The organism is Halomonas sp. 141 (assembly GCF_002810305.1).
GTDB classification, from domain to species: domain Bacteria; phylum Pseudomonadota; class Gammaproteobacteria; order Pseudomonadales; family Halomonadaceae; genus Vreelandella; species Vreelandella stevensii.
Map to the genome: position 1 here is coordinate 1 of NZ_PINZ01000043.1, position 26,671 is coordinate 26,671.

Genomic DNA, 26,671 nt, shown 5'->3' on the forward strand with positions numbered 1-26,671 from the left:
TGCATGCTGTCGACACGGTAAGCTCTCAGACAGATAGAAGGTTCATTTTACGGCTTTGCCCCTTTCGCGACACCCTCTTTAGGGCGGGGAGGACGTCAACGACGCACTCCAGGGGAGGTGCACCATGCGCGCAGATGCGCAGGCCGTGATGGTCTTCTGGTTTCAAACGCTGGAGCCTGTTCTCTCCACGCCGGAAGAAGTCGCCTTCCTCCAGCAGCCGGGCTCTTCTTTTAACCCAATGGGATGACGTAGCGCTTTATGCCGTTAAGAACCTCTACCCGTATCAACAAGTACATCAGTGAAAGCGGCCTGTGCTCCCGCCGCGAAGCCGACCGCTTCGTGGAGCAGGGCAATGTCTATATCAACGGTCGCCGGGCCACCACGGGGGATCAGGTGGTGGCGGGAGATCGGGTCAAGGTGAACGGCCAGGAGATCGAACCGCAGGAAGAGGAAGACCTGGTATTGATCGCGCTGAACAAGCCGGTGGGCATCGTCAGCACCACGGAGTCTGCCGAAAAGGACAATATCGTCGAGTTCGTCAAGCACGGCACGCGTATCTTTCCCATCGGACGGCTGGACAAGGACTCCCAGGGCCTGATCTTTCTCACCAACAACGGCGATCTGGTCAACAAAATTCTGCGCGCCAACAATCATCACGAGAAAGAGTACGTGGTGACGGTGGATAAGCCGATCACCGATGAGTTCATTGCCGGTATGCAGGGCGGGGTGCCCATTCTTGGCCAAGTGACCAAAAAGTGTCGCGTGGTCAAGGAGTCTACTTTCGTCTTCAATATTACGCTGGTGCAGGGGCTGAATCGTCAAATTCGCCGTATGTGCGAATACTTCGGTTACGAAGTGACGCAACTGGTGCGTACACGCATCATGAACGTCTCCTTGAAAGGCCTGGCGCTGGGCGACTGGCGCGATCTGACGCCCCGTGAGATCGAGACCATCATTGCCCTGACCGAAACCTCGCAAGCTGCACCGGAGAAGAAAAAAAGCGACAGGCCTGACTACAGCGGCAACAGACATGGCGCGAAGGGTAAACCACCGGCAGCGAAAAAGGCCTCACCAGGTGCCCGTTCGGGTGGCAAGAGCCGTCAGGACTCCAAGGGGAAAGTAGTCGCGTCGGGTAAGCCAGGCGCCAAAGCAAAGCCAACGGGAAAACCGGCTGCCAAAGGCAAGGGCAGGCCCGGCAGTAAACCCGGTGGCAAGTCGGGCGCGGGCAAGGGTGCCATCAAGGGTGGTCGACCTGGTGGGGGCAGAACAGCCGCCGGTAAGCCGTCTTCCCGGCGCAAATAGTCAGCCAGGGCCCATCATGACCTCATGGATGCTTTTCGGGCTGGCGCTCTATGCAGCGGCCAGCGCCGTGACCTATGCCACCTATGCATGGGACAAGCGGGCGGCGATCAAGAAGCGCCAGCGGGTGAGCGAAAAAACGCTGCACTGGCTGGCGCTGTTGGGGGGTTGGCCAGGCGCGTGGTGCGCTCAGCAGCAGCTGCGCCACAAGACCCAGAAAACCGCTTTTCGGCGAGTTTTCTGGCTCACGGTGGTGCTCAACCTGGCCTGTCTGGCGGCTGTGCTGGCGCTTACGCAACCTTGGCCGAGTTGAACAGGAAGTTGGCGATCAGTTCCTTGCCGCCTTCGGTGGCAAACGATTCCGGGTGGAACTGAATGCCGTGGATGGGGTAGTCGCGGTGCTTCACGCCCATCAGCTCGAACTCGCCTGCGGCCTGCCAGGCGCTGCGCTCGGCAAAATGCTCGGCGGTCAGCGCGCCGACCGTGGCGGTCACTTCCAGGCACTCGGGCAGGGTGGTGGCGTCGGCAATCAAGGAGTGGTAGCGCATCACTTCCAATTGGTCGGGGACGCCCTGGAACACCGAGCGGTCATCGTGGTGAATGGGGCTGATCTTGCCGTGCATGGGCAGCGGCGCCTTGACCACCTTGCCACCAAAGACATGCACGATCCCCTGCATGCCCAGGCACACTCCCAGCAGTGGCGTCGTCTTGCCGAGTTTTTCGATGACCTCGGCACACACCCCGAAGTAGCGCGGGTCGTCCGGCGAGCCCGGCCCCGGCGAAATGATGATGCGGTCCGGGGCCATGGCCTCGATGGCCTTGAAGTCGATCTGGTTGTTCCGCTTCACCACGATCTCGAAATGCGGCAGCTCCCCGCGATTCTTTTCGGTGGTGAGAATTTCACCGATGAACTGGTAGAGGTTGTAGGTGAACGAGTCGTAGTTGTCGATGATCAGCACCTTCATGCGGGGCTCTCCGTTTCCGTGCTCATAAAGGGGGCTAGCGCCTTGCGGGTACCAGCGAACTTGCGACGAATCTCCTCGTACTCATCCTCGGCATTGCTGTCGTAGACGTTGCCGCCGCAGGTTTGCACGTAGGCACGTTCACCGTTGACGAACACCGTACGAATCGGAATGGCGAAGGTGCAGTCGCCATTGAAGGAAAACTGGCCCACTGCGCCGCCATAGGGGCCGCGACCGTCGGTTTCCAGGTCGTCGATGATCTTCATGGCCTCGATCTTGGGAGCACCGGTCAGCGTTCCGGCAGGGAAGTTGCTGGCCAGGGCGGAGAACATGTCTTCGCCTTCGGCGATGATGCCGACGATCTCGCTGGAGATGTGCTGTACGTGGCTGAACCGCTTGATGTCCATCAGGCTGCGTACCTTCACCGTTCCAAACTGGGCCACGCGGCCGATGTCGTTGCGGTGCAGGTCCACGATCATGTTGTGCTCGGCGATCTCCTTCGGGTCGTTGAGCAGTGCGCGGGCCAGCTGCGTGTCTTCCTGGGGGGTCTGGCCACGGAGCGTGGTGCCCGCCAGCGGGAAGGTTTCCATTTCGCCCTGGCGCAGACGAAACAGCAGTTCGGGGCTGGCGCCGATCAGCTTCTGTTCACCGAATTTGACGTAATACATCTGCGGTGACGGGTTGATGGTGCGCAGCTGGTCATAGAGCGCCAGGGTATCGCCCTGGATGCGAAAGCGCTTCTTGAATCCCACTTCACACTGGAACACCTTGCCGTCGATGATGTCCTGCTTCACTTTGGCCACGGCTTCGGCATGCTGGGCCTTGCTCATGGTGTCGCCCAGTGCGGTAATGCTGAGCGCCCCGGCAGGCTCGTCTGCTGCTTCGATCAGTGTCTGCAGAAAATCATAGCGGCTGTTGTCGTAGTAGAAGTAGGTGACTTCCCCGGTCATCTTGTCGAGGATCAAGCCATCCTTGTAAAGCCCGAAGCGGAAGGTATCGAAGTCGTCGCTGGCTTTCAGCGTCAGCGAAGGCTCGAAGTACTGCATGGCGTCGTAGCCCAGATAGCCGCTGAGGCCCCCGGCATACTTGCGGGAAATGATGTTCTGCGGAATCAGGCTGCGCAGCAGCTCGTAGGGGTTCTCGCTGGTGTACTGCTCGGCCTGCCCGCCGCGGTTTTCGATGGTCAGCGTGTGGCCATTGGCGTACAGCGTATATTCGGGGTCGAAGCCAATGATCGAGTGGCGCGCCATATGGCTATCTTCGCCCAGCGACTCCAGCATGTAGCAGGTGTCGAAGCGGCGCTCGATTTTTTGAAACAGGGCGAAGAAGTCGCAGTCTGCCGCCAACGTCACGTAGTGCGGTTTACGGGGCAGTGTAAACGGCGTTGGGCCAGTGGTGTTGGCCTGAGTGTGAGTGCTCATAAAGGGTCGTTCCGTGATGAAGATGACTGGTTCAGTGCGCGAGAGCCCCTGGATACCGTGGCAATACCGACCCCGAGGGTATCGGCAATCTTGCGGTGGGGTACCCCTTCGTTGAGCAGCTTGAAAATCTGCAGACGCTTGCTGATTTCCTGGTACTCCGCTGGTGTCAGCAGGCTGGCCAGCGCAGCGTCCATGGCCTCGGGGGTCTCGATGGCCACCAGATGGCGTACCAGCTCAGCCTGATAGTGTGACGGAGAGAGGGTCATGAGTGAGTCACCAGCGGTCGATGAAAATCGTGTTAATGTACTAGTACGCTAGTACATTAACACGAATAAGCGCAGGGTCAAGAGACATCTCGGCTGGCAGCATCGAAAACCGGGATTAAAACGGCAGGTGTAGCGAAGCGCTGAGCATATTGAGGTGGCTGAGCGTGGGCGTGTCGATACGCTCGTACTCGAAACGGCTGATTAACCGGTTGACGGTCATGGTGGCGCCGAAGCCTTGCAGCAGCGCCGTGCCGCCATCATCGGCATGGGGCTGGTACGCTTCACCCCGCCACTCGGTGAAGCCGGATTTGGCATAAACGCTGACGGCGCCCATGCGCACGCCTGCCACCAGGGCGCCACCCAGGCTTAGGGTATCCATGAGCAGCGGGCTCACCTGGGACGTAATGGGGACTTCTTCACTTTCGCGATAGGCGATCTCGGCACCGATATCCAGCCGTGGCAGCCGTTCGGGGCTGAAGCCTGCGGTCAGCCGAAAGCCGGTGGTGTTGGTGTCCAGGCTGCTCAGGTCGCTGCCTTCCAGCACCACGCCGTTATCCAGCCGAATCCACTCACCGTCGGGCGCTGCATACGCCAGCAATACCGTGTCGTCACTCGCCAGGGCGGTGGCGAAGGGCGCAGCGCTCACCAGCGTCAGGAGCAGGGTGCTTGCCAGGCGGTTCATTGGCGTTCCTCTTGTCCTTGATCGTGACCTTATCGTTATGCAGGCGGGTCGCAGTTTATCGAGTCAACCGTTACAGGTTAGCAGCGGGCGCTGATTTCCACCACGTTAATTGCCTGTTGAGCGAGATTTTCCAGCAGGTGCTTGCCCATGGTCAGAAAGCGCTCGCCAAATACCCACTGGGGCGAGACGACCGCAGGCTGGGCGGTCTGCTCCTTTTGGCGTTGACGCTGGCGCCACGCCAGGGCGGTCTGGCTCCAATCCTCGTGGTGTTGCAAGGTGAAGCCTTGCCGTTGCAGCAGGGTAGTCAATGCCTCCAGGCTGAGCAGGTGCGAATGTTCGGGCCCTTCCGCCCAGGGCACCGGGAAGCGCAGCGCTGCCTGGTTCGAGCCGCCCACCACTTCGTGCATCACCAGCTGCCCGCCGGGGCGCAGCACTCGGCGGCACTGGGCCAGCACGCTTTCCGGGTCAGGCATGTTCATCAGGCTGTGCTGAAACACCACCGCATCGAAGCTCGCGTCGGTAAACGGCAGAGCGCTGGCATTTCCCGTCACCCAGTGCAATTTGCCGCCCGTGGAGACGGGAGTGAGTTGGCTGATGGCCCGGTTGAGCGCGCTGAAGCGGTGGGTGATATCCAGCCCGGTCATGTGTAGACCCATGGCCGCGCCCTGGCGCATCAGCCCGCCCAGCCCGGCACCGATGTCCAGCACCTCGCTTTGCGGCTCGATCAGGGCCAACAGCCTGGCCGAGGCGGCCAGGCCACCGATATGCAGTTGGTCCAGTGGCGCGAGCTGGTGCAGCGTCGGACCCTCAGGATAATGGCTGCGCAACTGCTGGAGGATCTCCTGATCGCGCAGCCCCTGATCGTAATGATGCGCCAGGGGCTTTGCCATGGCGGCTACTTCTGCTCGTCCAGGCCCAGCTCTTCTATCGAGATTTCGCGCATCTTGAACTTCTGGATCTTGCCGGTGACGGTCATGGGGAACGCATCCACGAACTTGAAGTAGCGGGGGATCTTGAAGTGAGTGATCTTGCCCTTGCAGTATTCGCGCAGGTCTTCACCGGTGATCTCGCCCGCGGTGGTGTTGAGCTTCACCCAGGCGATCAGCTCTTCGCCATACTTCTTGTCGGGTACGCCGGTGACCTGGACTTCGGAAATGGCCGGGTGGGTGTACAGAAACTCTTCGATCTCTTTCGGGTAGACGTTTTCACCGCCGCGAATCACCATGTCCTTGATACGCCCCACGATCTGGATGTAGCCCTCGTCATCCATGGTGGCCAGGTCGCCGGTATGCATCCAGCCTGCCTCGTCGATGGCTTCGGCGGTGGCTTTGTCGTTGTTCCAGTACTTGAGCATCACGCTATAGCCACGGGTGCACAGCTCGCCGATTTCTCCACGGGGCAGGATGCCGCCATTGCCTGGGTCGACGATCTTGCTTTCCAGGTGGGGCTGGGTACGGCCCACGGTGGAAACGCGCTTGTCGATGGTGTCGTTGGCGCCGGTCTGTGTCGACACCGGGCTGGTCTCGGTCATGCCATAGGCAATCTGCACGCCCTTCATGTTCATCTTGTCGATGACCTGCTTCATGATTTCGGCAGGGCAGATGGAGCCAGCCATGATCCCGGTTCGCAGCGACGAAAAGTCGGTCGACGCGAAGTCGGGGTGTTCGAGCTCGGCAATGAACATGGTGGGCACGCCGTAGAGGGCGGTGGCTTTCTGCTCATGGACGGCTTTCAGGACTTTACCGGGGTCGAAGCCTTCGTCCGGGTAGATCATGGCGGCCCCATGGGTCATGCAGCCCAGGTTGCCCATGACCATGCCGAAGCAGTGGTAGAGCGGCACCGGGATTACCAGCCGGTCGGCGCTGGTAAAGCCCATGCTCTCTGCCACGAAAAAGCCGTTGTTGAGAATGTTGTGGTGGGAGAGTGTGGCCCCCTTGGGAAACCCCGTGGTGCCGGAGGTGTATTGAATGTTGATCGGGTCGTCGAACTGCAGGGTGGCTTGCAGGTCGTCCACTTCGGTCTGGCTGACGGTGTCGGCCTGGTCAATGAAGTCGGCCCAGCGCCACATGCCGCTGTGCTTCTCGTCGCTGAGATTGATGATGCACTGCAGCTGCGGCAACTTATGGGCGTTCAGCGCTCCTTCGGCGCAGTGGTTCAGCTCGGGGGCCAGCTCGTACAGCATGGCGGTGTAGTGGGAGCTCTTGAACTGGTGGGCGGTGATCAAAAAGCGTGCGCCGGATTGGTTGAGCGCGTACTCCAGCTCGTGGGTCCGGTAAGAGGGGTTGATGTTGACCAGAATGGCACCGATCTTGGCGGTGGCAAACTGGCTCAGCGTCCACTCGCTGCAGTTGGGTGCCCAGATGCCGACCCGGTCGCCTTTCTTGACCCCGATGGCAAGCAGGGCCCGAGCGCAGCGATTCACCTCTCGCTGCAGTTCTCGGTAGCTCCAGTGAATGTTCTGGTGCAGTGCGATCAACGCGTCGTTGTCCGGGTATTGGGCGGCAATCTGGTCGAACTTGTCGCCAATGGTCATGCCCAGCAAGGGTTTGTCGGCGGTGCTGCTGGTGTAGCTGGGCAGGGCGCTGGAAAGCGGTGCAGATGATGCCATGGTGAGTCTCTCCGAAATCTTTATTGTTGTCTGAACGGGAAGTGAAGCGTTTTTAATTATTAGCGCCGGGCTGTACTAGCCGGGAGTGCGCTGTGTGCACCCTCTGGCCAGCGCCACTTTGGCGCTGGGCTGGCGGCCCAACTGCCGCGTGATCCAGTCGCCGGTGTCGATCACCGCTTGCAGGTCGATACCGGTCTCGATGCCGAGTCCTTGCAGCAGGTACAGCACGTCTTCCATGGCCACGTTGCCGGAGGCGCCCTTGGCATAGGGGCAGCCACCGAGGCCTGCCGTGGCGGCGTCGATGACGCCGACGCCCTCTTCCAGCACGGCGTACAGGTTGGCGATGGCCATGCCGTAAGTGTCATGGAAGTGCGCGGCCAGCCGTTCGATGGGCACGTGTTGGGCGGTGGCTTCGATCATGCGTTTGGCGGCCAGCGGCGTGCCGGTACCGATGGTGTCCCCGAGGGAAATCTCGTAACAGCCCATGTCGTAGAGCGCTTTCGCCACCTCGGCGACTTTCTGCGGGGCGATGTCACCTTCGTAGGGGCACCCCAGCACGCAGGAGACGTAGCCACGCACTCGCACGCCTGCCTCGTTGGCCCGTGCGAGCACTGGCTCAAAGCGTGCCAGCGACTCGGTGATAGAGCAGTTGATGTTCTTCTGCGAGAACGCTTCCGAGGCGGCGCCAAACACGGCGACCTCCTCGACGCCCACGTCCAGAGCGCCTTCCAGCCCCTTCAGGTTCGGCGTGAGGGCAGAATACACCACGCCGGGCTGGCGTTTGAGGCCGCGCATCACCTCGGCGGCATCGCCCATCTGCGGTACCCACTTGGGAGAAACGAAGCTGGCGGCTTCGATATGCCGCAGGCCGGCCGCTGCCAGGCGCTCGATCAGCGCGATTTTGGTGGCAGTGGGCACCAGGGTGCCCGGTTCGTTCTGCAGCCCGTCGCGAGGGGCCATTTCAAACAGCTTGATAGCCGTAGGCAGTGCCATGAAAAGCTCCTATTCGCTGGGGGCAAAGTCGAGCAGCACGTCACCCTGGCTGACCGTGTCGCCTGCCTGGAAGTGGAACGTGGCCACGCTGCCGTGGGTCGGTGCCGTCATGGTGTGCTCCATTTTCATGGCCTCCATGACCATCAAGGGCATGCCTTTTTCCACTGTGGCGCCGGGCTCGACCAGCAGCGCCACGACGGTGCCGTGCATGGGGGCGGTGAGGGTCGCTTCGGTTTCCTGATGGCCGTGGTCGATGGCGTCGATACGCTGCCAGAGCAGGCGGGTTTCGCCGCTGGGTTCGGCCATCACGACGACATTGCCATCCCGGTAGGCCTGCAGGCGACGGCGATGGCCGTCGAGGGTCACCGCCACCGCATCGCCTGCCAGCGGTTGCAGGCTGGCGCTGAGCGTGTGCTCGCCGATGGTCAGCTGCCACTGGGCGTCCAGGTTCGTGCGTTTGCCCTCCACCACGACCAGGCTGTCCCTCTCCGAGCCTTGCGCCGCGCTGGGGTCGCACAGCGTGATGCGGATGGTGTGCGGGGCATTGAGCCGGAAGCCGTCGTGGCGGTCCCAGGGCGAGTCGCTTTCGCACTCCTGAGCCAGCTGGTGCAGCCCGATCAGCGCAGCGCTGGCATAGTCCTGCGTGGTGTAGCGGCGTGGCGCGAATAGCGTCGCTTCGTTGCGTTCGATGAAGCGCGTGTCCAGCTCGACGTTCTTGAAGCCGGGGTGATTGGCCAGCCGCTGCAGGAAGGCGCGGTTGGTCACCACCCCCTGCACATCCAGCGCGGCCAGCGCCCGGTTCAAGGTAGCCAGCGCTGCGTCGCGGTCGACACCGTGCACGATCAGCTTGGCCAGCATGGGGTCGTAGTGCATCGACACGCGATCGCCGCTCTCCACGCCGCTGTCCAGGCGCACCTGGTCGGCGGCCAGGCCCGCGCCTTCGGTGTCCAGTTCGAAGCGGGCCAGCAGGCCGGTGGCAGGCAAGAAGTCCTGCTCCGGGTCCTCGGCGTAGAGCCTCGCCTCGAAGCTGTGGCCGGTGATGGTCAGCTCGTCCTGACGACAGGGCAGCGGCTCGCCCATGGCGACTCGCAATTGCCACTCCACCAGATCCTGGCCGGTGATCATCTCGGTGACGGGGTGCTCCACCTGCAGGCGGGTGTTCATCTCCATGAAGTAGAACGAGCCATCGGCGTCCAGAAGGAACTCCACCGTGCCCGCGCCCACGTAGCCGATCTCCTTGGCAGCGCGAACGGCGGCGTCGCCCATGGCGGTGCGCAGCTCGGGCGTCATGCCGGGGGCGGGGGCTTCTTCGATGACTTTCTGGTGGCGACGCTGCACGCTGCAGTCGCGCTCGAAGAGGTACACGCCTTGGCCGTAGCGGTCGCAAAAGACCTGTACCTCCACATGGCGGGGCTGCACCAGATACTTTTCGATCAGCATGCGGTCGTCGCCAAAGGCGGCTTTCGATTCTCGGCGGCAGCCGTCCAGCGCTGCCTTGAAGCCTTCGCCGCTTTCGACCACGCGCATGCCCTTGCCGCCACCGCCTGCGCTGGCCTTCAGCATCACCGGGTAGCCAATCTTGTCGGCTTCGGCGCGCAGCAGGGCGTCATTCTGGTCGTCGCCATGATAGCCCGGTACCAGCGGCACCCCCGCGTTGGCCATGCGTGCCTTGGCCGCCGATTTGTCGCCCATGGCGGCAATGGCGGAAGCGGGCGGGCCAACGAAGGTAATACCGGCCTGTTCCAGCGCTTTGACGAAGGTGCCGTTTTCGGACAGAAAGCCGTAACCGGGGTGAATGGCGCCGGTGCCGGTGCGTTGGGCGGCGTCGATCACTGCCTCGATGTTCAGGTAGCTTTCCCGGGCGGCCGCCGGGCCAAGACGCACGGCCTCGTCGGCTTCCCGCACATGGCGGGCGGTGGCATCGGCATCCGAGTAGACCGCCACGGTTTTCAGCCCCAGACGGCGGGCGGTGCGCATCACGCGGCAGGCAATTTCACCCCGGTTGGCTACCAGTAGGGTATCGAAGGGGGTCGGGGTAGGCGTCATGAGCGTGGCTCCGCGGCGTGTTGGTGTTCTTCGGGGGATGTCCAGGCGGGGCGGCGCTTGTCGAAAAAGCTGGCCAGGCCCTCCTGGCCTTCTTCACTGACCCGCAGCTGGGCGATGACCTGGCAGGTGTGCTCGCGGGTGGCATCCGAGTCCGGGGCCTGGGCCACGCTGGCCAGCAGGGCTTTGGTTGCCCGCTGCGCCTGAGGAGAGCCCTTGGCCAGGGTGTCGATCATGGTATCGATGGCGTGATCCAGCGCATCGTGTTCGACCACCTGGTGGGCGAGCCCCAGCTGCAGCGCGGTGGGGGCATCCATGACTTCGGCGCTCAGCGCGTAGCGGCGCATCTGCCGTTGGCCGAGGGCGCGCTGGACGTAAGGGCTGATCACGGCCGGTGACAGGCCGATATTGACCTCCGACAGGCAAAACCGAGCCTTCTCGGAAGCGATGACGATGTCGCAGCAGGCGGCAAGCCCGACTGCGCCACCGAACGCGGCGCCCTGAACGCGGCACAGGGTGGGGCAGGGCAGCGTGTCCAGGCCGTGCATCAGCGCCGCCAGCTTGCGTGAATCGGCCAGGTTGTCGGCCAGGTCGTAATCGACCATGCGCTTCATCCAGTTCAGGTCCGCACCGGCCGAAAAGCTCTTGCCCTCGGAGCCGAGGATCACCACGCGCACGTCGCCTGCGCTGGCCAGATCGTGCAGGGTTTCTAGATGACCGTTCAGTTCGGCGATCAAGCGATCGTCAAAGGCGTTGTGCACCTCTGGGCGGTTCAAGGTCAGCCGGGCGACACCCGATTCGATAACCAGGGTTGAGTAAGCCATGTGATGCCCCTTACATCCGGAACACGCCGAAGCGCGTCTCTTTGATTTCTGCGTTCATGGCGGCGGCCAACGAGAGACCCAGCACGTCGCGGGTTTGCAGCGGGTCGATGACTCCGTCATCCCACAGGCGCGCGCTGGCGTAGTAGGGGTGGCCCTGGTGCTCGTACTGGTCGCGGGTGGGCTGTTTGAAGGCCTCTTCGTCGGCCTTGCTCCATTCCCGGCCTTCTCGTTCGTACTGCTCGCGCTTCACCTGGGAAAGTACGCCTGCCGCCTGCTCGCCGCCCATTACGGAAATACGTGCATTGGGCCACATGAACAGCAGATTGGGGTCGTAGGCTCGGCCACACATGCCGTAGTTGCCAGCACCGAAGCTGCCACCAATCAGCACGGTGTACTTCGGTACGTTGGCGCAGGCCACGGCGGTGACCAGTTTGGCGCCGTGCTTGGCGATGCCTTCGTGCTCGTATTTGGAGCCCACCATGAAGCCGGTGATGTTCTGCAGGAAGACCAGCGGAATCTTGCGCTGGGCACACAGTTCGATGAAGTGCGCGCCTTTCACGGCGCTTTCCGAAAACAGCACGCCGTTGTTGGCGACGATACCCACCGGGTAGCCGTGGATATGTGCAAAGCCGGTCACCAGGGTGTCGCCGTAGTAGCGCTTGAACTCATCGAAATCAGAGCCATCGACGATACGGCCGATCACTTCGCGCACATCGTAAGGTTTTTTCAGATCGGTGCCGACGATGCCGTACAGCTCTGCGGGGTCGAGTCTTGGCGGCCTGGGGGGTTGCATGGCGAGCTGGCCACGCTTTTGCCAGTTGAGCCGGGACACGCAGGCCCGTGCCAGCTGCAGCGCATGGGCGTCGTTTTCGGCGTAGTGGTCGGCCACGCCGCTGATGCGGGTGTGCACATCGGCGCCGCCCAGGTCTTCGGCGCTGATGTTTTCCCCGGTCGCTGCTTTGACCAGCGGTGGGCCACCCAAAAAGATCGTTCCCTGCTCCTTGACGATGATGGACTCGTCCGCCATGGCGGGCACATAAGCACCGCCTGCGGTGCAGGAGCCCATGACCACCGCGATTTGCGGGATACCCTCGGCAGAGAGCGTGGCCTGGTTGTAGAAAATGCGGCCGAAGTGGTCGCGGTCGGGGAAGACCTCGTCCTGGCGGGGCAGGAAAGCCCCGCCGGAATCGACCAGGTAGATGCATGGCAGGCGGTGCTTGCGAGCCACTTCCTGGGCGCGCAGGTGCTTTTTCACCGTCAGCGGGAAGTAGGTGCCGCCCTTGACCGTGGCATCGTTGGCCACGATCACGCACTCCACCCCCGATACCCGGCCAATCCCGGTGACCACCCCGGCGGCGGGCACATCGCTGTCGTAAACGTGATGGGCTGCCAGCGCAGAAAATTCCAGAAACGGCGAGCCTTCATCGATCAAGTGGTCGATACGGTCACGTACGAACAGCTTGCCACGGCTTTCGTGGCGGCTGCGGGCGTTGGCGCCGCCGCCCTGGGCGATGGCCGCGGTCAGCTCACGCAGCTTGTTCACCTCCCCCAGCATGGCGGCCTCGTTGGCCTGAAACACATCGCTGCGCGGGTTGATCTGTGTCGATAGTGTGCTCATGGCGCAAACCTTCCTGAGTCGATTAATGGCTTTCGGTGAAGAGTTCGCGACCAATCAGCATGCGGCGAATTTCGCTGGTACCGGCGCCAATTTCATAGAGCTTCGCATCGCGCAGCAGGCGGCCGGTGGGGTATTCGTTGATATAGCCATTGCCGCCCAGCAGTTGAATGGCGTCCAGCGCGACCTGGGTGGCCTTTTCAGCACAATACAGAATCACCCCGGCGGCATCCTTGCGCGAGGTCTGGCCCCGGTCGCAGGCGCTGGCCACGGCATACAGGTAAGCGCGGCAAGCATTCAGCGTGGTGTACATGTCGGCCACTTTGCCCTGTACCAGCTGGAACTCGCCGATGGATTGGTTGAACTGCTTGCGCTCGTGGATATAGGGAATGACCACGTCCATGGCGGCCTGCATGATGCCGATGGGGCCGGCGGCCAGCACGGTGCGCTCGTAATCCAGCCCGCTCATCAATACCCGCACGCCCTTGCCTACCTCGCCCAGCACGTTCTCGGCGGGCACGCGGCAGTCCTGAAACACCAGCTCGCAGGTGTTGGAGCCGCGCATGCCCAACTTGTCGAGCTTCTGGGCGGTGGTGAAGCCGGGCATGCCTTTCTCGATGATGAATGCGGTGATGCCCTTGGAGCCTGCCTCCGGGTCGGTCTTGGCGTAGACCACCAGCACGTCGGCATCGGGGCCGTTGGTGATCCACATCTTGTTGCCGTTGAGCACGTAGTGGTCGCCATCTTCCTTGGCGCGCAGCTGCATCGACACTACATCGGAACCGGCACCTGGCTCCGACATGGCCAGCGCGCCCACGTGCTCACCGCTGATCAGTTTGGGCAGGTATTTGGCTTTCTGCTCGGCGGAGGCGTTGATCTTCAACTGGTTGACGCACAGGTTGGAGTGCGCGCCATAAGAGAGGGCCACCGACGCACTGGCACGAGAGATCTCTTCCATGGCAATGCAGTGCGCCAGATAGCCCATGCCGCTACCGCCATCCTCTTCCGGGACGGTAATGCCCAGCAGCCCCATCTCACCAAACTTCTGCCACAGGTCGTTGGGGAACTCGTTGTTACGGTCGATCTCGGCGGCTCTGGGCGCGATTTCGCTGGCGGCAAACGCATTGACCTGTTCGCGCAGCATGTTCAGCTCGTCATCGAGGCCAAAATTCAGTTCTGTATAGTGGGAAAACATGCTCAATCACCTTGTTGTCGTTGCTTGTTGATTGTTAGTGGGCCGTGTCTGCTGGCGGTATTCGGGCGGCTTATTTGGAAGTGGCCGGGTGTTTCTCGTTCAACTCTTCCAGCGCCTGGCGGCAGCGGATTTCGGCACTCTCCAGCTCCAGTTGCACCATGGTGATGTCTTTCATCTGCTGCTCCAGCGCAGCCTTGCGTTCGCCGATCTTGCTGAGCATCAGGTGCAACTGCTTTTCGCTGCCGCTGCGGGTTTCGTCCCACAGCTCGAACAGTTCGCGAATCTCGGCCAGTGAAAAGCCCAGCCGTTTGCCGCGCAGGGTCAGCTTCAGGCGTACGCGGTCCTTACTGCTGTAAATGCGTGTTTGCCCACGGCGAGAAGGGTGCAGCAGCTCCTGATCTTCATAAAAACGGATGCTGCGCGTGGTGACATCGAACTCGCTGGCCAACTCGCTGATCGTGTAGGTTTTGCTCATGATCGTTATTCTCGTCGATAGGGGAATGTCCCTATGGAACACTGACCATGAGGCTAAAACAAGTTTACGTTAACGTAAAGCAGCGAATGGCTATCGTTGGCAAGCATTTAAAATTTACAAGCTGTTGAAATTTAGTGATTTCAGCGTTTTCAAGCGCTGTGCTATCGTGGTGCATAGACCAAAGTTGTAATTGTAATACCCGGTGCTGGGTTGCTAGTTTGCACCTACAGCTTACGTTCAGGTAAGGATGCGTTGCCGGTTACTCCGCTGCGCTTCCCACCCTACAAGAACAACAAGAGGCGTCCTACCTCATGCGTGCAGATGAAGTGACCCAGGGGCCAGTGCTCGAAACGCGAGGGCTGACCAAAGAGTTTCGCGGCTTTACGGCCGTGGATAACGTCAACCTACAGGTGCAGGAAGGGCATATCCACGCCCTGATCGGCCCCAACGGTGCTGGCAAAACCACGGTGTTCAACCTGCTCACCAAGTTCCTCCCTCCAACGCGCGGTGAGATTCTCTACCGTGGCCAGCCGATTACCAGCAAGAAATCCAATGACATTGCCCAGTTGGGCCTGGTGCGCTCGTTTCAGATTTCGGCGGTGTTTGCGCACATGACGGCGCTGGAAAACGTACGCGTTGCGCTGCAGCGCCAGTTGGGCACGTCGTTTCATTTCTGGAAGTCCGAAAAAACGCTGGATCACCTCAATGATCGTGCGCTGGCCTTGCTGGATGAAGTGGGGCTGCGCGAGTATGCCGATACATTGACGGTTGAAATGCCCTATGGCCGCAAGCGCGCCCTGGAGGTAGCGACCACTCTGGCGCTGGACCCCAGCATGATGCTGCTGGACGAGCCCACCCAGGGCATGGGTGCCGAAGACGTGGATCGCATCGTGGCGTTGATCAAGCGCGTTTCCCAGGGGCGTACCGTGCTGATGGTGGAGCACAACCTGAGCGTGGTCAGCCGCTTGTGTGACCGCATTACGGTATTGGCCCGAGGTGCGGTATTGGCGGAAGGCGACTACGACAGCGTTTCCCGCAACCCGCTGGTACGTGAAGCCTATATGGGCAGCGAAGCTGCCAGTGAGGAGGCCGCCGTATGAAGACCGCAGAAGCCCTCGAACATCCGGCCGCAGAGACCCAAAGCCTGGAAATGCTCCGCGTGCAGGACCTGCATGCCTTCTATGGCGAATCGCACATTCTGCATGGGGTGAATTTCGACGTGAAACGTGGCGAGCTGGTGACTCTGCTGGGCCGCAACGGCGCGGGCCGCAGCACCACCCTAAAAGCGATTATGAATATGGTGGGGCGGCGCACCGGTTCGATTGTCATTAATGGCAATGAAACCCTGCGCATGAAGCCGCACCATATTCCCCGGTTAGGCATTGGCTACTGCCCGGAAGAGCGCGGTATTTTTGCGAGCTTAGATGTTCACGAAAACCTGCTGCTGCCACCCACTGTGCGTTCAGGCGGAATGAGCTTGGATGAAATCTACGGCATGTTCCCGAACCTCTACGAGCGTCGCAAAAGCCAGGGCACGCGGCTCTCCGGCGGCGAACAGCAGATGCTGGCCATGGCGCGCATTCTGCGTACCGGTGCGCGCTTGCTGCTGCTGGATGAAATCACCGAAGGCTTGGCGCCGGTCATCGTGCAAAAGCTGGGCGAGGTATTGGTGCAGCTAAAAGAGCGCGGCATGACCATCGTGCTGGTTGAGCAGAACTTCCGCTTTGCTGCCCCGCTGGCCGATCGTCACTTTGTGATGGATCACGGCCAAATTGTTGAGGAGATCACCGCTGAGCAGTTGCCTTCCCGGCGGGAACATTTAAACAGCATGCTGGGGGTATAAATCGCACACCATCTAAACTGTAAGCACGGCCTTAAAGAACAACAAACGCAACACTTACGTTCCATACACAAGCGCTCCACACACAAACGCTATAACTGAACGTCCGCATCATAAAAACAAAGGCCCAGAGGGCCAGGAGACGAACATGACCTATATGAAGAAAACGCTGGCCGCCAGCATCGCCGTTGCCGCTGCCTCCAGCATGGCGATCTCGACCGCCCATGCCGAGATCAGCGATGGTGAAGTGCGTATTGGCTACTTGGCCGATATGTCCGGCACCTACCGTGATTTGGCTGGCCCAGGTGGCCAAACTGCGATGGAAATGGCGGTGGCCGATTTTGGCGGCAGCGTGAACGGCTCGCCCATTGTGATTTTCAGCGCCGATGACCGCAACAGTGCCGACGTGGGTGCCAACACCGTGCGCGAGTGGATCGACCAGCGTAACGTCGATATGGTTGGCGGCATAGTGGCGTCGTCTGTGTCTATCGCCGTGACCAAAGTGTTGCAAGAGAACAACGGCCTGGGCATCGTCTCCGGCTCGGCGGCGTCTAGCATTACCAACGAACACTGTACTCCGAACCATATTCACTGGGTGTATGACACCTATCCCCTGGCCAACGGTACCGCCAAGGCGGTCGTCGAGCAGGGCGGCGATACCTGGTTCATGCTGACCGCTGACTACGCTTTTGGTCATGCTCTGGAAGGCGACGTGACCAGCGTGGTAGAAGCCAATGGCGGTGAAATTGTCGGCGGCGTGCGTCACCCGTTCCCCACCAGCGACTTCTCCTCCTACATTCTTCAGGCCCAGGGCTCCGGTGCCAAGATCGTGGGCCTGGCGAACGCCGGGGCAGACACCGTGAATGCCATCGCCACGGCAAGCCAGTTCGGCCTGACCCAAAGCGGCCAGCAACTGGCGGGCCTGTTGATCTTCCTCAACGACGTGCACGCGCTGGGCCTGGAAGCCACCCAAGGGCTGCTGCTGACCACTGGCTGGTACTGGGACATGGACGACGAGTCGCGTGAGTGGGCCGAGCGTTACTACGATCAAGTGGGTCGCATGCCGACCATGGTTCAGGCCGGTATCTACTCCAGCACCATGCATTACCTCAAGGCCGTAGAAGCTGCTGGTACCGATGACCCGGAGACCGTTCGTGCGCAAATGGCCGAGATGCCGGTAGAGGACTTCTTTGCCCGCAATGGCCGTATTCGTGAAGATGGCCGCATGGTTCACGACATGTACCTGGCCCAGGTGAAAACGCCGGAAGAGTCGACCGGTGAGTGGGACTTGTACAATATCCTCAGCACCATTCCCGCCGAAGAAGCCTACCGCCCGCTCTCTGAAAGCCAGTGTTCGCTGGTGAACAACTGATTGGCACGTCACGCTGAACAGCACCAGGCGGGCGGACCCCGCCTGGTGACAAGGAGAATCACACCATGACGATGATATTCGGCGTGCCATTGGCCGTCTTCATGGGCCAGCTAACGCTTGGGCTTGTGAATGGAGCCTTTTATGCGCTGCTTAGCTTGGGCCTGGCGGTTATCTTCGGGCTACTGAAGATCGTCAACTTTGCCCATGGGGCGCAGTACATGCTGGGCGCCTTTGCGGCGCTGCTGGGCTTTCGCTATCTGGGCATCAATTACTGGTTGGCGCTAGTGCTGGTGCCCGTAGTGGTGGGTGGTTTCGGCATGCTGATGGAGCGTTTTCTGCTGCGTCGCATTGCCCACCTGGACCACCTGTACGGGTTGTTGCTGACGTTCGGGTTGGCACTGATTTTTGAAGGCACTCTGGTGAACTTTTTCGGGGTTTCCGGGGCGCGTTACGCCACCCCTGAGGCGCTGCAGGGTGGTCTCAATCTCGGCTTCATGTTCCTGCCCACCTACCGTGCCTGGGTGCTGGTGATGGCGCTGGCCATGTGTCTGTTCACCTGGTTCATGATCGAGCGTACGCGGCTGGGTGCCTACCTGCGGGCAGGTACCGAAAACTCGCAATTGATGCAGGCGTTTGGTGTCAACGTACCGCTGTTGATCACCTTGACCTACGGGTTTGGCGTGGGCCTGGCGGCCTTTGCCGGGGTATTGGCTGCACCGCTTTACCCTGTCTCACCCACCATGGGCTCCAATCTTTTGATCGTGGTGTTTGCGGTGGTGGTCATTGGCGGCATGGGGTCGATTCTGGGGGCTATCGTGACGGGATTGGGCATGGGAATCATCGAAGGGCTGACCAAGGTGTATTACCCGGAAGCCTCCAATACGGTCATTTTTCTGGTCATGATCCTGGTGCTCATGTTACGCCCCTCTGGGCTGTTCGGTAAGGAGGCTTAACCATGGCAACGCCGCATACTTCATCAGCCGTCGCGCTGCCCTCCGCCGTGCAGGAGCGCCAGCGTCGAGCCAGGCTGCGCCGCAACATGTTCTATCTGGCACTCATCGTCGTGGGGTTGGTGGCACCCTTTGTCGCTTACCCTGTGTTCTTGATGAAAATCCTCTGCTTTGCCCTGTTTGCTTGCGCCTTCAATCTATTGCTGGGGTATGCCGGGCTGCTCTCGTTTGGCCACGCGGCCTTTCTGGCGACGGGGGGCTACGTGACCGGGTATCTGCTGGCCAGCTATCCGGGCCTGACCCCGGAGCTGGGCATATTGGCAGGGACCCTGACCGCCACCCTGGTCGGTGCGGGCTTCGGGCTGCTGGCCATTCGCCGCCAGGGGATCTACTTTGCCATGGTCACGTTGGCGCTGGCCCAGCTGGTGTACTTCGTGTTCGTGCAGGCGCCCTTTACCGGGGGAGAAGATGGCCTGCATGGCGTGCCGCGTGGGCATCTGTTCGGCTTCATCAGCCTGCGTAACAACCTGAGCATGTACTACTTCGTGTTTGCCGTGTTCCTGTTGGGCTTTGCCCTGGTGCAGCGCACCGTGCACTCCCCTTATGGGCAGGTACTCAAGGCCATCCGCGAGAACGAGCCTAGGGCGATTTCGCTGGGTTACAACGTCGATGCCTATAAGCTGCTGGCGTTCGTCCTGTCGGCGGCGCTGGCCGGGCTGGCCGGAGCGACCAAGACCGTGGTGTTCCAGCTGGCGTCGCTCACTGATGCTCACTGGCACATGTCCGGCGAGGTGATCCTGATGACCCTGCTGGGCGGCGTGGGCACTCTGCTCGGGCCGGTGATGGGGGCGGGTCTGGTGGTCAGCCTACAGCATGTTCTGGCCCAATCGCCGCTGGGCAACTGGGTCAACGTCATCCTGGGTATCATCTTCGTGGTGTGTGTTCTCAGCTTCCGCAGCGGTATCGTGGGTGAGCTGGCCAAGATATACCGTAAGAACTTCAAGTAGCGCCCGGAAAGGGCCGAGAAACTGCGTCTGTCTGTGGATTTGGGTGCCTTCGTGGCACCCTTTTTTGTGGGTGCGGGCGCTGGCCTCTGGTGCGTGGACCTTTGGCGAGGGGAGCGTTGTCTTTCTACGCCAAAGGTCGTGGGGGATTCGGTTGCGCAAATCCGCCTAAAAATATAAGTTAACGTAAACGTCAACGTGACCGATAACGATAATAGTGGGCGAGGCTTCTGACTGAGTTCAGGGGCTCGCCGCAGCGGAGACCGCCATGAATTTTGAGCTGAGTGAAGACCAGGTTGCCTTTGCCGATATGGCGCGGGGGTTTGCCCAGAATGAGCTGGAGCCCCACGCCGCTAAATGGGATGCCGAGGCTTTTTTCCCGGTGGACGTGATTCGCAAGGCAGGCGAGCTGGGGTTCTGCTCCCTGTATGCCCCGGAGCGTGTGGGCGGGCTGGGGCTTTCGCGGCTGGATGCCAGCATCATTTTCGAGCAGCTCTCCATGGGCTGTACCTCTACTACGGCATACCTCACCATCCACAACATGGTGACCTGGATGCTGGCGGATTTCGGCACGCCAGAAGCCGTGGAGCAGTGGGGCGAGCGTTTGGCGACCGGTGAGCTGCTGGGCTCCTACTGCCTAACCGAGCCCAACGCGGGCTCCGACGCCGCATCGCTCAAGACCACCGCCCGGCGCGACGGTGAGCACTACGTGCTGAATGGCAGCAAGATGTTCATTTCCGGGGCAGGCAGCACCGATTTTCTGGTGGTGATGGCCCGTACCGGCGGCGAAGGGGCGGGCGGTGTGTCTGCCTTTGCCGTGGATGCCCAGAGTGACGGGATCAGCTACGGCCGCAAGGAAGACAAGATGGGTTGGAATAGCCAGCCCACTCGGATGATTACCTTCGAAGACGTGCGCGTGCCTGCCAGCCAGCTGCTGGGTAAGGAGGGCGACGGCTTCAAGATCGCCATGAAGGGGTTGGACGGTGGACGCATCAATATTGCCACCTGCTCGATCGGCACCGCCCAGCAAGCGCTCAACAAAGCCCGTGAATACCTGCTGGAGCGCAAGCAGTTCGGCAAGCGGCTGGCCGATTTCCAGGCTCTGCAGTTCCGTTTGGCCGACATGGTGACCGAGCTGGTGGCTGCCCGCCAACTGGTGCGCATGGCCGCGGCCAAGCTGGACGCTGGCCACCCGGATGCCACCGCCTACTGCGCCATGGCCAAGCGGTTTGCCACGGATGTAGGGTTCAAGGTGTGCGATGAAGCCTTGCAGCTTTACGGTGGCAATGGCTACATCAAGGAGTACCCCATGGAGCGCTACGTGCGTGATACCCGCGTGCACCGCATTCTGGAAGGCACCAACGAGATCATGCGGCTGATCATATCCCGCCGTGTGTTGACCGATGGCGCCGCCGAACTGTAGCCCCGACGCCCAGGCAGATAAGGATGAGGCAATGAGTTGCGTACTGTTTGAAGAGCACACGACCCAGGACGGCCATGTGATCGGCGAGATCACGCTCAACGCCGAGCGTTCGCTGAATGCGCTGACCCTGGAGATGATCGACGCGCTGCTGCCCCGCTTGACCCAGTGGCAGGAGGATGAGCGTGTGGTGGCCATTCTACTGGACAGCACAGGCGAAAAAGCCTTCTGTGCAGGGGGCGACGTGGTCAATCTCTACAAGGCCATCACCGGCGATGGTGAGCCGGACTTCCCCGAGCGTTTCTTCGAGCGCGAATATCGGCTCGACTACCTGATGCACACCTTCGCCAAGCCGATTATCTGCTGGGGGCATGGCATCGTGATGGGCGGTGGCATGGGGCTGCTCAGTGCCAGCAGCCACCGTATCGTTACCGAAACGTCGCGACTGGCCATGCCGGAAGTGACCATTGGCCTGTACCCCGATGTGGGGGCCAGCTGGTTTCTCAATCGCCTGCCCAATGGCACCGGGCGTTTTCTGGCCATGACCGGTGGCCAGATCAATGCCCCCGATGCGCTGCATCTAGGCCTGGCAGATCGAGCAATTGCCAGCCACCAGCGCGAGGCGTTGGCTCAGGCGCTGCTGGAAGCCCGCTGGGGAGAAGGAGAGCAAACCGACGCCCATGGCGTGGTCAACCGCGTGTTGCGCGAGTTGGAGCAGGCTTCTCAGGCGGCGTTTGCCGAGCTGGAAGCGCCTGTCTACAAGGCGTCTTCACTGATACGCGAGCTGATGGACCACGATACCGTCGAGCAGCAGGTGGCGGCGGTGCTGGGAGTCGATAGCGACGACCAGTGGTTCAGTAAAGCCCAGCGCACCCTGGCCCATGGCAGCCCGGTCTCTTTGCGGCTGATCGATGAGCAGCTCAAGCGCGCCCGGCACATGTCGCTGGCCGAAGTGTTCCAGTTCGAGCTGGCGCTTTCCGTGCAGTGCTGCCGCCATGAGGAGTTCCCCGAAGGCGTGCGTGCACTACTGGTCGACAAGGATGGCCAGCCGCGCTGGCGTTTCCCGGACGTGGCCTCGGTGCCGCCCAGCTTCATGGAGGAGTTGCTGACATCCCCCTGGGAGACCAGCCCTCTGGCGGATCTTCAATAACACGCGCTGTCTCTTTCGAGAGCGCTATTCAATCGACTGCTGACCAATCTCAACAAGGATAACAATATGACCAGCGTAGCCTTCATCGGCCTGGGTAATATGGGCGGCCCCATGGCAGCCAATCTCGTGAAAGCCGGTTTTCAAGTGCGGGCCTTCGACTTGGCTGCCGAGGCCTTGGAAACCGCCCGTGCCCAGGGCTGTGACACCGCCGCCACCGCCCAGGCTGCGGCGACCGATGCCGATTTCGTGATCTCCATGCTACCGGCGGGCAAGCATGTGCGGGGGCTGTACATGGAGGGCGACGCGCCGCTGTTCGACGTCATCAAGACGGGCGCCCTGGTGATCGACTGCTCGACCATCGACGCCGACACCGCGCGTCACGTCGCCGCCGCTGGCGCTGAAAAGGGCATCGGCTTCGTGGATGCGCCAGTCTCCGGTGGTGTGGGCGGTGCCCAGGCGGGCACGCTGACCTTCATCGTGGGCGGTTCGGATGCCCAGTTCACTCAGGCGCAGCCCGTGCTGCAGGCCATGGGCAAGAACATCTTCCACGCCGGAGACCACGGGGCAGGGCAGGTGGCCAAGGTGTGCAACAACATGCTGCTCTCGATCCTCATGGCGGGCACCTGTGAAGCCATCAATATGGGCGTCAAGAATGGCCTGGACCCCGCCGTGCTGTCGGAAATCATGAAGCAGAGTTCCGGCGGCAACTGGGCGCTCAACGTCTACAACCCCTATCCGGGAGTCATGGAAAACGCTCCCGCCTCCAAAGGTTATCAGGGCGGCTTCCAGGTGGACCTGATGATCAAGGACCTTGGCTTGGCCATGGATGTCAGCCAGCAAAGCGCCGCTGCCATTCCCATGGGCTCCGCCGCCCGAGCGCTGTTCACCTTGCACAAGGCGGGTGGCAACGGCAAACTCGATTTCTCCAGCCTGCTCAAGCTGTATCAGGATAAAAGCGAGTAGTGAGTGGTAAAGAGTGAGGAGTGAGTCGTAAAAAGTGAGTCGTTACTCAACAACCGATTGAGCCAAACACAAGGACTGCCATGATTACACTTTGGGGCCGCAACAACTCCACCAACGTCAAGAAAGTGCTCTGGACACTGGAAGAGCTGCAACTGCCGTACGAGCAGATCATGGCAGGCCTGCAACACGGGGTAAACGACACACCGGAATACCTCGCCATGAACCCCAGTGGCTTGGTACCCCTGCTCAAGGATGACGCCACTCAAAGCCTGCTGTGGGAGTCCAACACCATTCTTCGCTATCTGGCGGCGCAGTACGGCCCCAATCCGTTATGGATCGAGGCGCCCGCCCAGCGGGCACGCATGGAAAAATGGATGGACTGGTCAACCAGTCTGCTCACGCCTGCCCATCGCACCATTCTGATGGGCTATGTACGCACTCCACCCGAGCAGCGCGACAGTCAGATACTCGATCCCGCCATCGCCACTTGTGAAAAGCTCTTCGCTCAACTGGACACCACGTTGAACCAACAGTCCTGGTTCTCCGGCGAAGACTTCGGCCTGGCCGATATCGCCATCGCCCCGTTCACCTACAACCTCTTCAACAGCGGTCTCACCTGGCCATCCTACCCCCATCTACAGCGCTGGACAGAGCAGCTCGCCGAACGCCCCGCGTACCGTAAGGTCGTGATGATTCCTGTGACGTGAAGGAAGGGGGGCGCAACTGCCGGGGCCGCTGTCGCAATGCTCAATCAATCTATTGGCCGTTGGTACAGCACTCACATTGGGTGCGTTTGTGGGAGGACGCTTTAGCGCGCGACGATCAAACCACCCAAACCCAATTAAAACTCCGCCTCCAGCAACGCCAGCTCCTGATCCAACCCTTTCAACACCTCACACCCCAGCCCATGCCGCTCCGCGCTCTCAATCAATGGCCCCAAAATAGCGCCGCGCTCGGTAAGCCGCTTCGCCTCCATATCCTGCAACATCGAAGCCTTGTTATTTGCGGTGTTTTCTACCACCTGCCACACCAACGCCAGCCAAGCGGCTTTCCCTTCACCACCGTTTGGCGGTGCAATACCTTCTTTTTCTAGAATCGTCGCCACTTCCCCTACCACAGCTATCACACGGCCTGAGTAGGCATCGTCGCGCAGCGCTCCATTACGCACACCATGCAGGGCTACCAACGGGTTGATTGCTGCGTTTACCGCTAATTTCTGCCATAGGCGGCTGCGAATATCACCTACCGCCGTGGCGGTAAATCCGGCGTTACTCAGCAGTGCTGCCAGGGTGGTCGCTAATGCTGTGTGCTGATTGTCCAAATCCCCCACAAGCGTAGGCCCGCGACCAGCGTGGACGACACTATCATCGCCGGTTACATAAGCGCCTTGCGTGGTCGTCGCGCACAGTACCGGGCCGTGCCACGTTTGGCTGATGCGCGGCTGGGCATAAAAACCATTTTGCCATAGCACCAGGGGAGTCGAGGAGGGCAGTACGCTGGCTACACTCGCCAGCGACGCCTCGGCAACCATCGCTTTGGTAGTGATGTGCACGAAAGCTGGCGGTGCCGCCGCACCAGCCGCCAATCGTTCAGCGGTGAACGAAGGTAAGTGTTGCGCACGTGTTTCGCCTTCCGGCGTGGTCAGTATTTGCTGCCCAGGCAGTGGGCGGCGGCCAATGACGGCCACCTCAGCAAGCGGTGCCAGTGAATGTGCCAACAAGCGGCCGATGGCCCCGGGGCCAAGAATCCAGTGGGTGGTCATGGTACAAGCCGTCATCGAGGGTGTGCGTCAAGCTTATCGTGTTGAGAGTCAGGTAGCTCGCATAGTGGATGGACGAACGCTGGAAACGTGGAAACCTCGTCTAACCTTATGCGCGGCAAGCAGTGTATCGTAAGCCCAAACCGCAGGCGCAGTAGGGGAGCCTGCATCGTGATTTCGTGAGCCATTTTGGCCGATACATGCACGTATCGGCCCACAATAATATGGCCGCGATACTGAAGGGAGTGGCGGAGTTGGCATTAAAACAACAATATCGCGTACATGAATGGACGGGGCAATTCTGCGACGCCATGCTGGAGCAGGATTATCGTCGCACCATGATGGAGGGGGCACGGCATACGTTTAGCCTCGCTGTCAGTGTGGCGGCGCTGGTATTCGCCATGTTCGCTATTTCTGATTACTTTTTGTTGGGACCCGGTGAGCGGTTCCAAAGAATAATGGCCATGCGTGCGGTGGTGGTCGGGAGCTGTTTGTGGGTGGCATTTTTTGTGAGGCATTGGGGTGGGAATGTCTACCGCCACTGGCTGCATGCGCTGCCATTATGGGTGCTGGCCACTGGCGTCATCCTGATCGTTCCGCTGCGCCCTGAAAGCCTGCCTACTCAAATCACGGCGGTGGTGGTCGCTACCATGGCGTTTTTTCTGTTGATCCCTAATCTGCTCACCGTGGCGCTGCCCGCTAGCCTGTTCTTGAATATTGGATTTCTTTTGGCGGCACTGCAATTTACGGGTATCGATGCCATTGTTGCATTGCGTATTGCGCTGCTATTGATCATGGGCGTCGTGGTGGGGTTCTGCGCCCTGTTGCGCCTGGAGAGCCTACAGCGCAAGCAGTATGCCCTGCTTTGTGAAGAGCGTGGTCAGAACCAGCTACTGCATCAGGAAATAGCTCGCCGAAAAGCATTGGAAGAACAGTTGCGCCACGTGGCCGAGCACGATGCGCTGACGCTACTCAATAACCGTGCGCACTTCATGATGCTGGCCAACAAATCGTTGCAGCGCTGTGGCGTCGAGAAAGCGCCTTTTAGCTTGTTCATGATCGATGTGGACCATTTCAAGCGCATCAACGATACCTGGGGACATCTCTATGGTGACTGGGTGCTGACGCGTATTGCCGAGGTATGCGAGCAGTTGCTGTGGCCGGGTGATGTCATCGGCCGCTTTGGTGGGGAAGAGTTCATCGTCGCTTTGCCCAATACGACTGCCAGCGATGCGCAGCAGGTAGCCGAACGCTTGAAGCAGCGGGTAGCGGAACTGGCCAGTACGGGCGACATGGCATCGCTGCGCCCGAGCGTGACTATTGGTGTAGCCACTGCCCAGGATGGCCATAGGTAAGCGTTCATTCCACGACGTTCTGCCACCCTGCTGAAAATCGCCCTACAGTAACCTCACACTTTCCAACACGAGGTTACCCCCATGAGAAAGCACCGCACACCCGAACAGTGGCAGGCCCTGGTTGATCAGCAGCGTGACAGTGGTCTGTCAGCTTCGAAGTTTTGCAAACAAGAGAACATCGGTTACGCCAGTTTCTGCAACTGGCGCAAGCGTCTGTCTGATCCGTCGACCAATGATTCGGCAGGATCCAGTGAAGCCGGTTTTCTGGATTTGTCGTCACTGATGGGCTCGTCGCACTCCTCCGGCCCAGGCTGGCACATTGTGCTCAGCCTCGGCAACGGCGTCGAACTCCGGCTGAGCCAGAACGGATGATCGGACTCGATAGCCAGGCCCGGATCTGGCTGTGCACCGAGCCCACCGATATGCGCAAATCGTTCCGGGGCCTGAGTGCCCTGGTTCGGAATCAGTTGAAGCA

The 26,671-nt window shown here is 60.7% G+C and carries 28 protein-coding genes; 15 read left to right on the forward strand and 13 right to left on the reverse strand.

Annotated features, from left to right (window positions below; all coding sequences use genetic code 11):
• Positions 1-124 precede the first annotated feature (124 nt).
• The 3 genes from CWI66_RS18595 to CWI66_RS14530 are packed head-to-tail and all read left to right on the forward strand — an operon-like array spanning position 125 to position 1,612.
• A complete protein-coding gene (locus tag CWI66_RS18595) occupies positions 125-247 on the forward strand; it encodes a hypothetical protein (protein ID WP_269799723.1) in 123 nt (40 codons plus the stop codon).
• An 11-nt stretch (positions 248-258) separates the two neighbouring features.
• A complete protein-coding gene (rluF, locus tag CWI66_RS14525) occupies positions 259-1,302 on the forward strand; it encodes a 23S rRNA pseudouridine(2604) synthase RluF (RefSeq protein ID WP_100732070.1) in 1,044 nt (347 codons plus the stop codon).
• Positions 1,303-1,318: 16 nt separating this feature from the next.
• Positions 1,319-1,612 carry a DUF1294 domain-containing protein gene (locus CWI66_RS14530; protein WP_232710930.1) on the forward strand — a complete coding sequence of 98 codons (294 nt, stop codon included), beginning with the start codon at positions 1,319-1,321 and terminating at the stop codon, positions 1,610-1,612.
• On the opposite strand, the gene CWI66_RS14535 is transcribed toward CWI66_RS14530, so the two are convergent.
• The 12 genes from CWI66_RS14535 to CWI66_RS14590 all read right to left on the reverse strand — a co-directional run bounded on the left by CWI66_RS14535 (position 1,590) and on the right by CWI66_RS14590 (position 14,383).
• Positions 1,590-2,264 carry an anthranilate synthase component II gene (locus CWI66_RS14535; protein ID WP_100732072.1) on the reverse strand — a complete coding sequence of 225 codons (675 nt, stop codon included), beginning with the start codon at positions 2,262-2,264 and terminating at the stop codon, positions 1,590-1,592. The genes CWI66_RS14530 and CWI66_RS14535 overlap by 23 nt on opposite strands.
• Entirely contained in the window at positions 2,261-3,682 is a 1,422-nt protein-coding gene (locus tag CWI66_RS14540; RefSeq protein WP_100732074.1) for an anthranilate synthase component I family protein, read from the reverse strand. The genes CWI66_RS14535 and CWI66_RS14540 overlap by 4 nt, the downstream gene beginning before the upstream one ends.
• Positions 3,679-3,948 (reverse strand): Trp family transcriptional regulator, encoded by a 270-nt coding sequence (locus CWI66_RS14545; protein ID WP_016913604.1) that lies wholly within the window; start codon positions 3,946-3,948, stop codon positions 3,679-3,681. The genes CWI66_RS14540 and CWI66_RS14545 overlap by 4 nt, the downstream gene beginning before the upstream one ends.
• 115 nt (positions 3,949-4,063) lie before the next feature.
• On the reverse strand, positions 4,064-4,630 hold the full coding sequence (locus CWI66_RS14550; RefSeq protein WP_016913605.1) for a hypothetical protein: 567 nt from the start codon (positions 4,628-4,630) through the stop codon (positions 4,064-4,066).
• Between the two features lie 77 nt (positions 4,631-4,707).
• Entirely contained in the window at positions 4,708-5,520 is an 813-nt protein-coding gene (locus tag CWI66_RS14555; protein ID WP_100732075.1) for a class I SAM-dependent methyltransferase, read from the reverse strand.
• 5 nt (positions 5,521-5,525) lie between these two features.
• Complete coding sequence (locus CWI66_RS14560; protein WP_100732076.1) at positions 5,526-7,238, reverse strand: AMP-binding protein; 1,713 nt, start codon at positions 7,236-7,238, stop codon at positions 5,526-5,528.
• Between the two features lie 75 nt (positions 7,239-7,313).
• A complete protein-coding gene (locus tag CWI66_RS14565; protein WP_081194060.1) occupies positions 7,314-8,231 on the reverse strand; it encodes a hydroxymethylglutaryl-CoA lyase in 918 nt (305 codons plus the stop codon).
• Between the two features lie 9 nt (positions 8,232-8,240).
• Positions 8,241-10,277 (reverse strand): acetyl/propionyl/methylcrotonyl-CoA carboxylase subunit alpha, encoded by a 2,037-nt coding sequence (locus CWI66_RS14570; protein ID WP_100732077.1) that lies wholly within the window; start codon positions 10,275-10,277, stop codon positions 8,241-8,243.
• Positions 10,274-11,098, reverse strand: coding sequence for an enoyl-CoA hydratase/isomerase family protein (locus CWI66_RS14575; protein WP_100732078.1), 825 nt, complete (start codon positions 11,096-11,098; stop codon positions 10,274-10,276). Before CWI66_RS14575 ends, CWI66_RS14570 begins: the two co-directional genes overlap by 4 nt.
• Positions 11,099-11,108: 10 nt before the next feature.
• Positions 11,109-12,716 carry a carboxyl transferase domain-containing protein gene (locus tag CWI66_RS14580; protein WP_081194057.1) on the reverse strand — a complete coding sequence of 536 codons (1,608 nt, stop codon included), beginning with the start codon at positions 12,714-12,716 and terminating at the stop codon, positions 11,109-11,111.
• A gap of 22 nt (positions 12,717-12,738) precedes the next feature.
• Positions 12,739-13,908 (reverse strand): isovaleryl-CoA dehydrogenase, encoded by a 1,170-nt coding sequence (locus tag CWI66_RS14585; RefSeq protein ID WP_100732079.1) that lies wholly within the window; start codon positions 13,906-13,908, stop codon positions 12,739-12,741.
• A gap of 70 nt (positions 13,909-13,978) precedes the next feature.
• On the reverse strand, positions 13,979-14,383 hold the full coding sequence (locus tag CWI66_RS14590; RefSeq protein ID WP_039177116.1) for a MerR family transcriptional regulator: 405 nt from the start codon (positions 14,381-14,383) through the stop codon (positions 13,979-13,981).
• A 311-nt stretch (positions 14,384-14,694) separates the two neighbouring features.
• Between CWI66_RS14590 and CWI66_RS14595 the strand changes: the two genes are divergently transcribed.
• The 9 genes from CWI66_RS14595 (at position 14,695) to CWI66_RS14635 (ending at position 23,789) form a co-directional block, all read left to right on the forward strand.
• Complete coding sequence (locus CWI66_RS14595; RefSeq protein WP_016913614.1) at positions 14,695-15,483, forward strand: ABC transporter ATP-binding protein; 789 nt, start codon at positions 14,695-14,697, stop codon at positions 15,481-15,483.
• On the forward strand, positions 15,480-16,226 hold the full coding sequence (locus CWI66_RS14600; RefSeq protein WP_100732081.1) for an ABC transporter ATP-binding protein: 747 nt from the start codon (positions 15,480-15,482) through the stop codon (positions 16,224-16,226). The genes CWI66_RS14595 and CWI66_RS14600 overlap by 4 nt, the downstream gene beginning before the upstream one ends.
• Before the next feature lie 145 nt (positions 16,227-16,371).
• Positions 16,372-17,595 carry an ABC transporter substrate-binding protein gene (locus CWI66_RS14605; protein ID WP_100732082.1) on the forward strand — a complete coding sequence of 408 codons (1,224 nt, stop codon included), beginning with the start codon at positions 16,372-16,374 and terminating at the stop codon, positions 17,593-17,595.
• Positions 17,596-17,660: 65 nt separating this feature from the next.
• Positions 17,661-18,548 carry a branched-chain amino acid ABC transporter permease gene (locus tag CWI66_RS14610; protein WP_100732083.1) on the forward strand — a complete coding sequence of 296 codons (888 nt, stop codon included), beginning with the start codon at positions 17,661-17,663 and terminating at the stop codon, positions 18,546-18,548.
• 2 nt (positions 18,549-18,550) lie between these two features.
• Entirely contained in the window at positions 18,551-19,552 is a 1,002-nt protein-coding gene (locus CWI66_RS14615) for a branched-chain amino acid ABC transporter permease (RefSeq protein ID WP_100732084.1), read from the forward strand.
• A gap of 265 nt (positions 19,553-19,817) precedes the next feature.
• A complete protein-coding gene (locus tag CWI66_RS14620; protein WP_100732085.1) occupies positions 19,818-20,972 on the forward strand; it encodes an acyl-CoA dehydrogenase family protein in 1,155 nt (384 codons plus the stop codon).
• 31 nt (positions 20,973-21,003) lie between these two features.
• A complete protein-coding gene (locus tag CWI66_RS14625; RefSeq protein WP_100732086.1) occupies positions 21,004-22,119 on the forward strand; it encodes an enoyl-CoA hydratase/isomerase family protein in 1,116 nt (371 codons plus the stop codon).
• 66 nt (positions 22,120-22,185) lie between these two features.
• Positions 22,186-23,082 (forward strand): 3-hydroxyisobutyrate dehydrogenase, encoded by an 897-nt coding sequence (gene mmsB / locus CWI66_RS14630; protein WP_100732087.1) that lies wholly within the window; start codon positions 22,186-22,188, stop codon positions 23,080-23,082.
• Between the two features lie 80 nt (positions 23,083-23,162).
• Complete coding sequence (locus tag CWI66_RS14635) at positions 23,163-23,789, forward strand: glutathione S-transferase family protein (protein WP_100732089.1); 627 nt, start codon at positions 23,163-23,165, stop codon at positions 23,787-23,789.
• A 134-nt stretch (positions 23,790-23,923) separates the two neighbouring features.
• On the opposite strand, the gene CWI66_RS14640 is transcribed toward CWI66_RS14635, so the two are convergent.
• The gene (locus CWI66_RS14640; protein WP_100732090.1) at positions 23,924-24,844 is read right to left on the reverse strand and encodes a ketopantoate reductase family protein; all 921 of its coding nucleotides are present in this window, start codon (positions 24,842-24,844) and stop codon (positions 23,924-23,926) included.
• Positions 24,845-25,095: 251 nt separating this feature from the next.
• Here CWI66_RS14640 and CWI66_RS14645 point away from each other — a divergent pair, with 251 nt between their 5' ends.
• The 3 genes from CWI66_RS14645 to tnpB form a co-directional block, all read left to right on the forward strand.
• The gene (locus tag CWI66_RS14645; protein WP_100732092.1) at positions 25,096-26,196 is read left to right on the forward strand and encodes a GGDEF domain-containing protein; all 1,101 of its coding nucleotides are present in this window, start codon (positions 25,096-25,098) and stop codon (positions 26,194-26,196) included.
• Positions 26,197-26,277: 81 nt separating this feature from the next.
• Positions 26,278-26,568, forward strand: a complete 291-nt coding sequence (gene tnpA / locus CWI66_RS14650) for an IS66 family insertion sequence element accessory protein TnpA (RefSeq protein WP_100732094.1) — start codon at positions 26,278-26,280, stop codon at positions 26,566-26,568.
• Positions 26,565-26,671 (forward strand): IS66 family insertion sequence element accessory protein TnpB (gene tnpB / locus CWI66_RS18720; protein ID WP_198517593.1); only part of this gene is annotated, 107 nt, incomplete at its 3' end. The genes tnpA and tnpB, both read left to right, overlap by 4 nt.

Bases quoted from the DNA above. Each gene is read 5' to 3' on its own strand.
- CWI66_RS18595 (WP_269799723.1), top strand. From the start codon at position 125: ATGCGCGCAGATGCGCAGGCCGTGATGGTCTTCTGGTTTCAAACGCTG.
- rluF (WP_100732070.1), top strand. From the start codon at position 259: ATGCCGTTAAGAACCTCTACCCGTATCAACAAGTACATCAGTGAAAGC.
- CWI66_RS14530 (WP_232710930.1), top strand. From the start codon at position 1,319: ATGACCTCATGGATGCTTTTCGGGCTGGCGCTCTATGCAGCGGCCAGC.
- CWI66_RS14535 (WP_100732072.1), bottom strand. From the start codon at position 2,264: ATGAAGGTGCTGATCATCGACAACTACGACTCGTTCACCTACAACCTC.
- CWI66_RS14540 (WP_100732074.1), bottom strand. From the start codon at position 3,682: ATGAGCACTCACACTCAGGCCAACACCACTGGCCCAACGCCGTTTACA.
- CWI66_RS14545 (WP_016913604.1), bottom strand. From the start codon at position 3,948: ATGACCCTCTCTCCGTCACACTATCAGGCTGAGCTGGTACGCCATCTG.
- CWI66_RS14550 (WP_016913605.1), bottom strand. From the start codon at position 4,630: ATGAACCGCCTGGCAAGCACCCTGCTCCTGACGCTGGTGAGCGCTGCG.
- CWI66_RS14555 (WP_100732075.1), bottom strand. From the start codon at position 5,520: ATGGCAAAGCCCCTGGCGCATCATTACGATCAGGGGCTGCGCGATCAG.
- CWI66_RS14560 (WP_100732076.1), bottom strand. From the start codon at position 7,238: ATGGCATCATCTGCACCGCTTTCCAGCGCCCTGCCCAGCTACACCAGC.
- CWI66_RS14565 (WP_081194060.1), bottom strand. From the start codon at position 8,231: ATGGCACTGCCTACGGCTATCAAGCTGTTTGAAATGGCCCCTCGCGAC.
- CWI66_RS14570 (WP_100732077.1), bottom strand. From the start codon at position 10,277: ATGACGCCTACCCCGACCCCCTTCGATACCCTACTGGTAGCCAACCGG.
- CWI66_RS14575 (WP_100732078.1), bottom strand. From the start codon at position 11,098: ATGGCTTACTCAACCCTGGTTATCGAATCGGGTGTCGCCCGGCTGACC.
- CWI66_RS14580 (WP_081194057.1), bottom strand. From the start codon at position 12,716: ATGAGCACACTATCGACACAGATCAACCCGCGCAGCGATGTGTTTCAG.
- CWI66_RS14585 (WP_100732079.1), bottom strand. From the start codon at position 13,908: ATGTTTTCCCACTATACAGAACTGAATTTTGGCCTCGATGACGAGCTG.
- CWI66_RS14590 (WP_039177116.1), bottom strand. From the start codon at position 14,383: ATGAGCAAAACCTACACGATCAGCGAGTTGGCCAGCGAGTTCGATGTC.
- CWI66_RS14595 (WP_016913614.1), top strand. From the start codon at position 14,695: ATGCGTGCAGATGAAGTGACCCAGGGGCCAGTGCTCGAAACGCGAGGG.
- CWI66_RS14600 (WP_100732081.1), top strand. From the start codon at position 15,480: ATGAAGACCGCAGAAGCCCTCGAACATCCGGCCGCAGAGACCCAAAGC.
- CWI66_RS14605 (WP_100732082.1), top strand. From the start codon at position 16,372: ATGACCTATATGAAGAAAACGCTGGCCGCCAGCATCGCCGTTGCCGCT.
- CWI66_RS14610 (WP_100732083.1), top strand. From the start codon at position 17,661: ATGACGATGATATTCGGCGTGCCATTGGCCGTCTTCATGGGCCAGCTA.
- CWI66_RS14615 (WP_100732084.1), top strand. From the start codon at position 18,551: ATGGCAACGCCGCATACTTCATCAGCCGTCGCGCTGCCCTCCGCCGTG.
- CWI66_RS14620 (WP_100732085.1), top strand. From the start codon at position 19,818: ATGAATTTTGAGCTGAGTGAAGACCAGGTTGCCTTTGCCGATATGGCG.
- CWI66_RS14625 (WP_100732086.1), top strand. From the start codon at position 21,004: ATGAGTTGCGTACTGTTTGAAGAGCACACGACCCAGGACGGCCATGTG.
- mmsB (WP_100732087.1), top strand. From the start codon at position 22,186: ATGACCAGCGTAGCCTTCATCGGCCTGGGTAATATGGGCGGCCCCATG.
- CWI66_RS14635 (WP_100732089.1), top strand. From the start codon at position 23,163: ATGATTACACTTTGGGGCCGCAACAACTCCACCAACGTCAAGAAAGTG.
- CWI66_RS14640 (WP_100732090.1), bottom strand. From the start codon at position 24,844: ATGACCACCCACTGGATTCTTGGCCCCGGGGCCATCGGCCGCTTGTTG.
- tnpA (WP_100732094.1), top strand. From the start codon at position 26,278: ATGAGAAAGCACCGCACACCCGAACAGTGGCAGGCCCTGGTTGATCAG.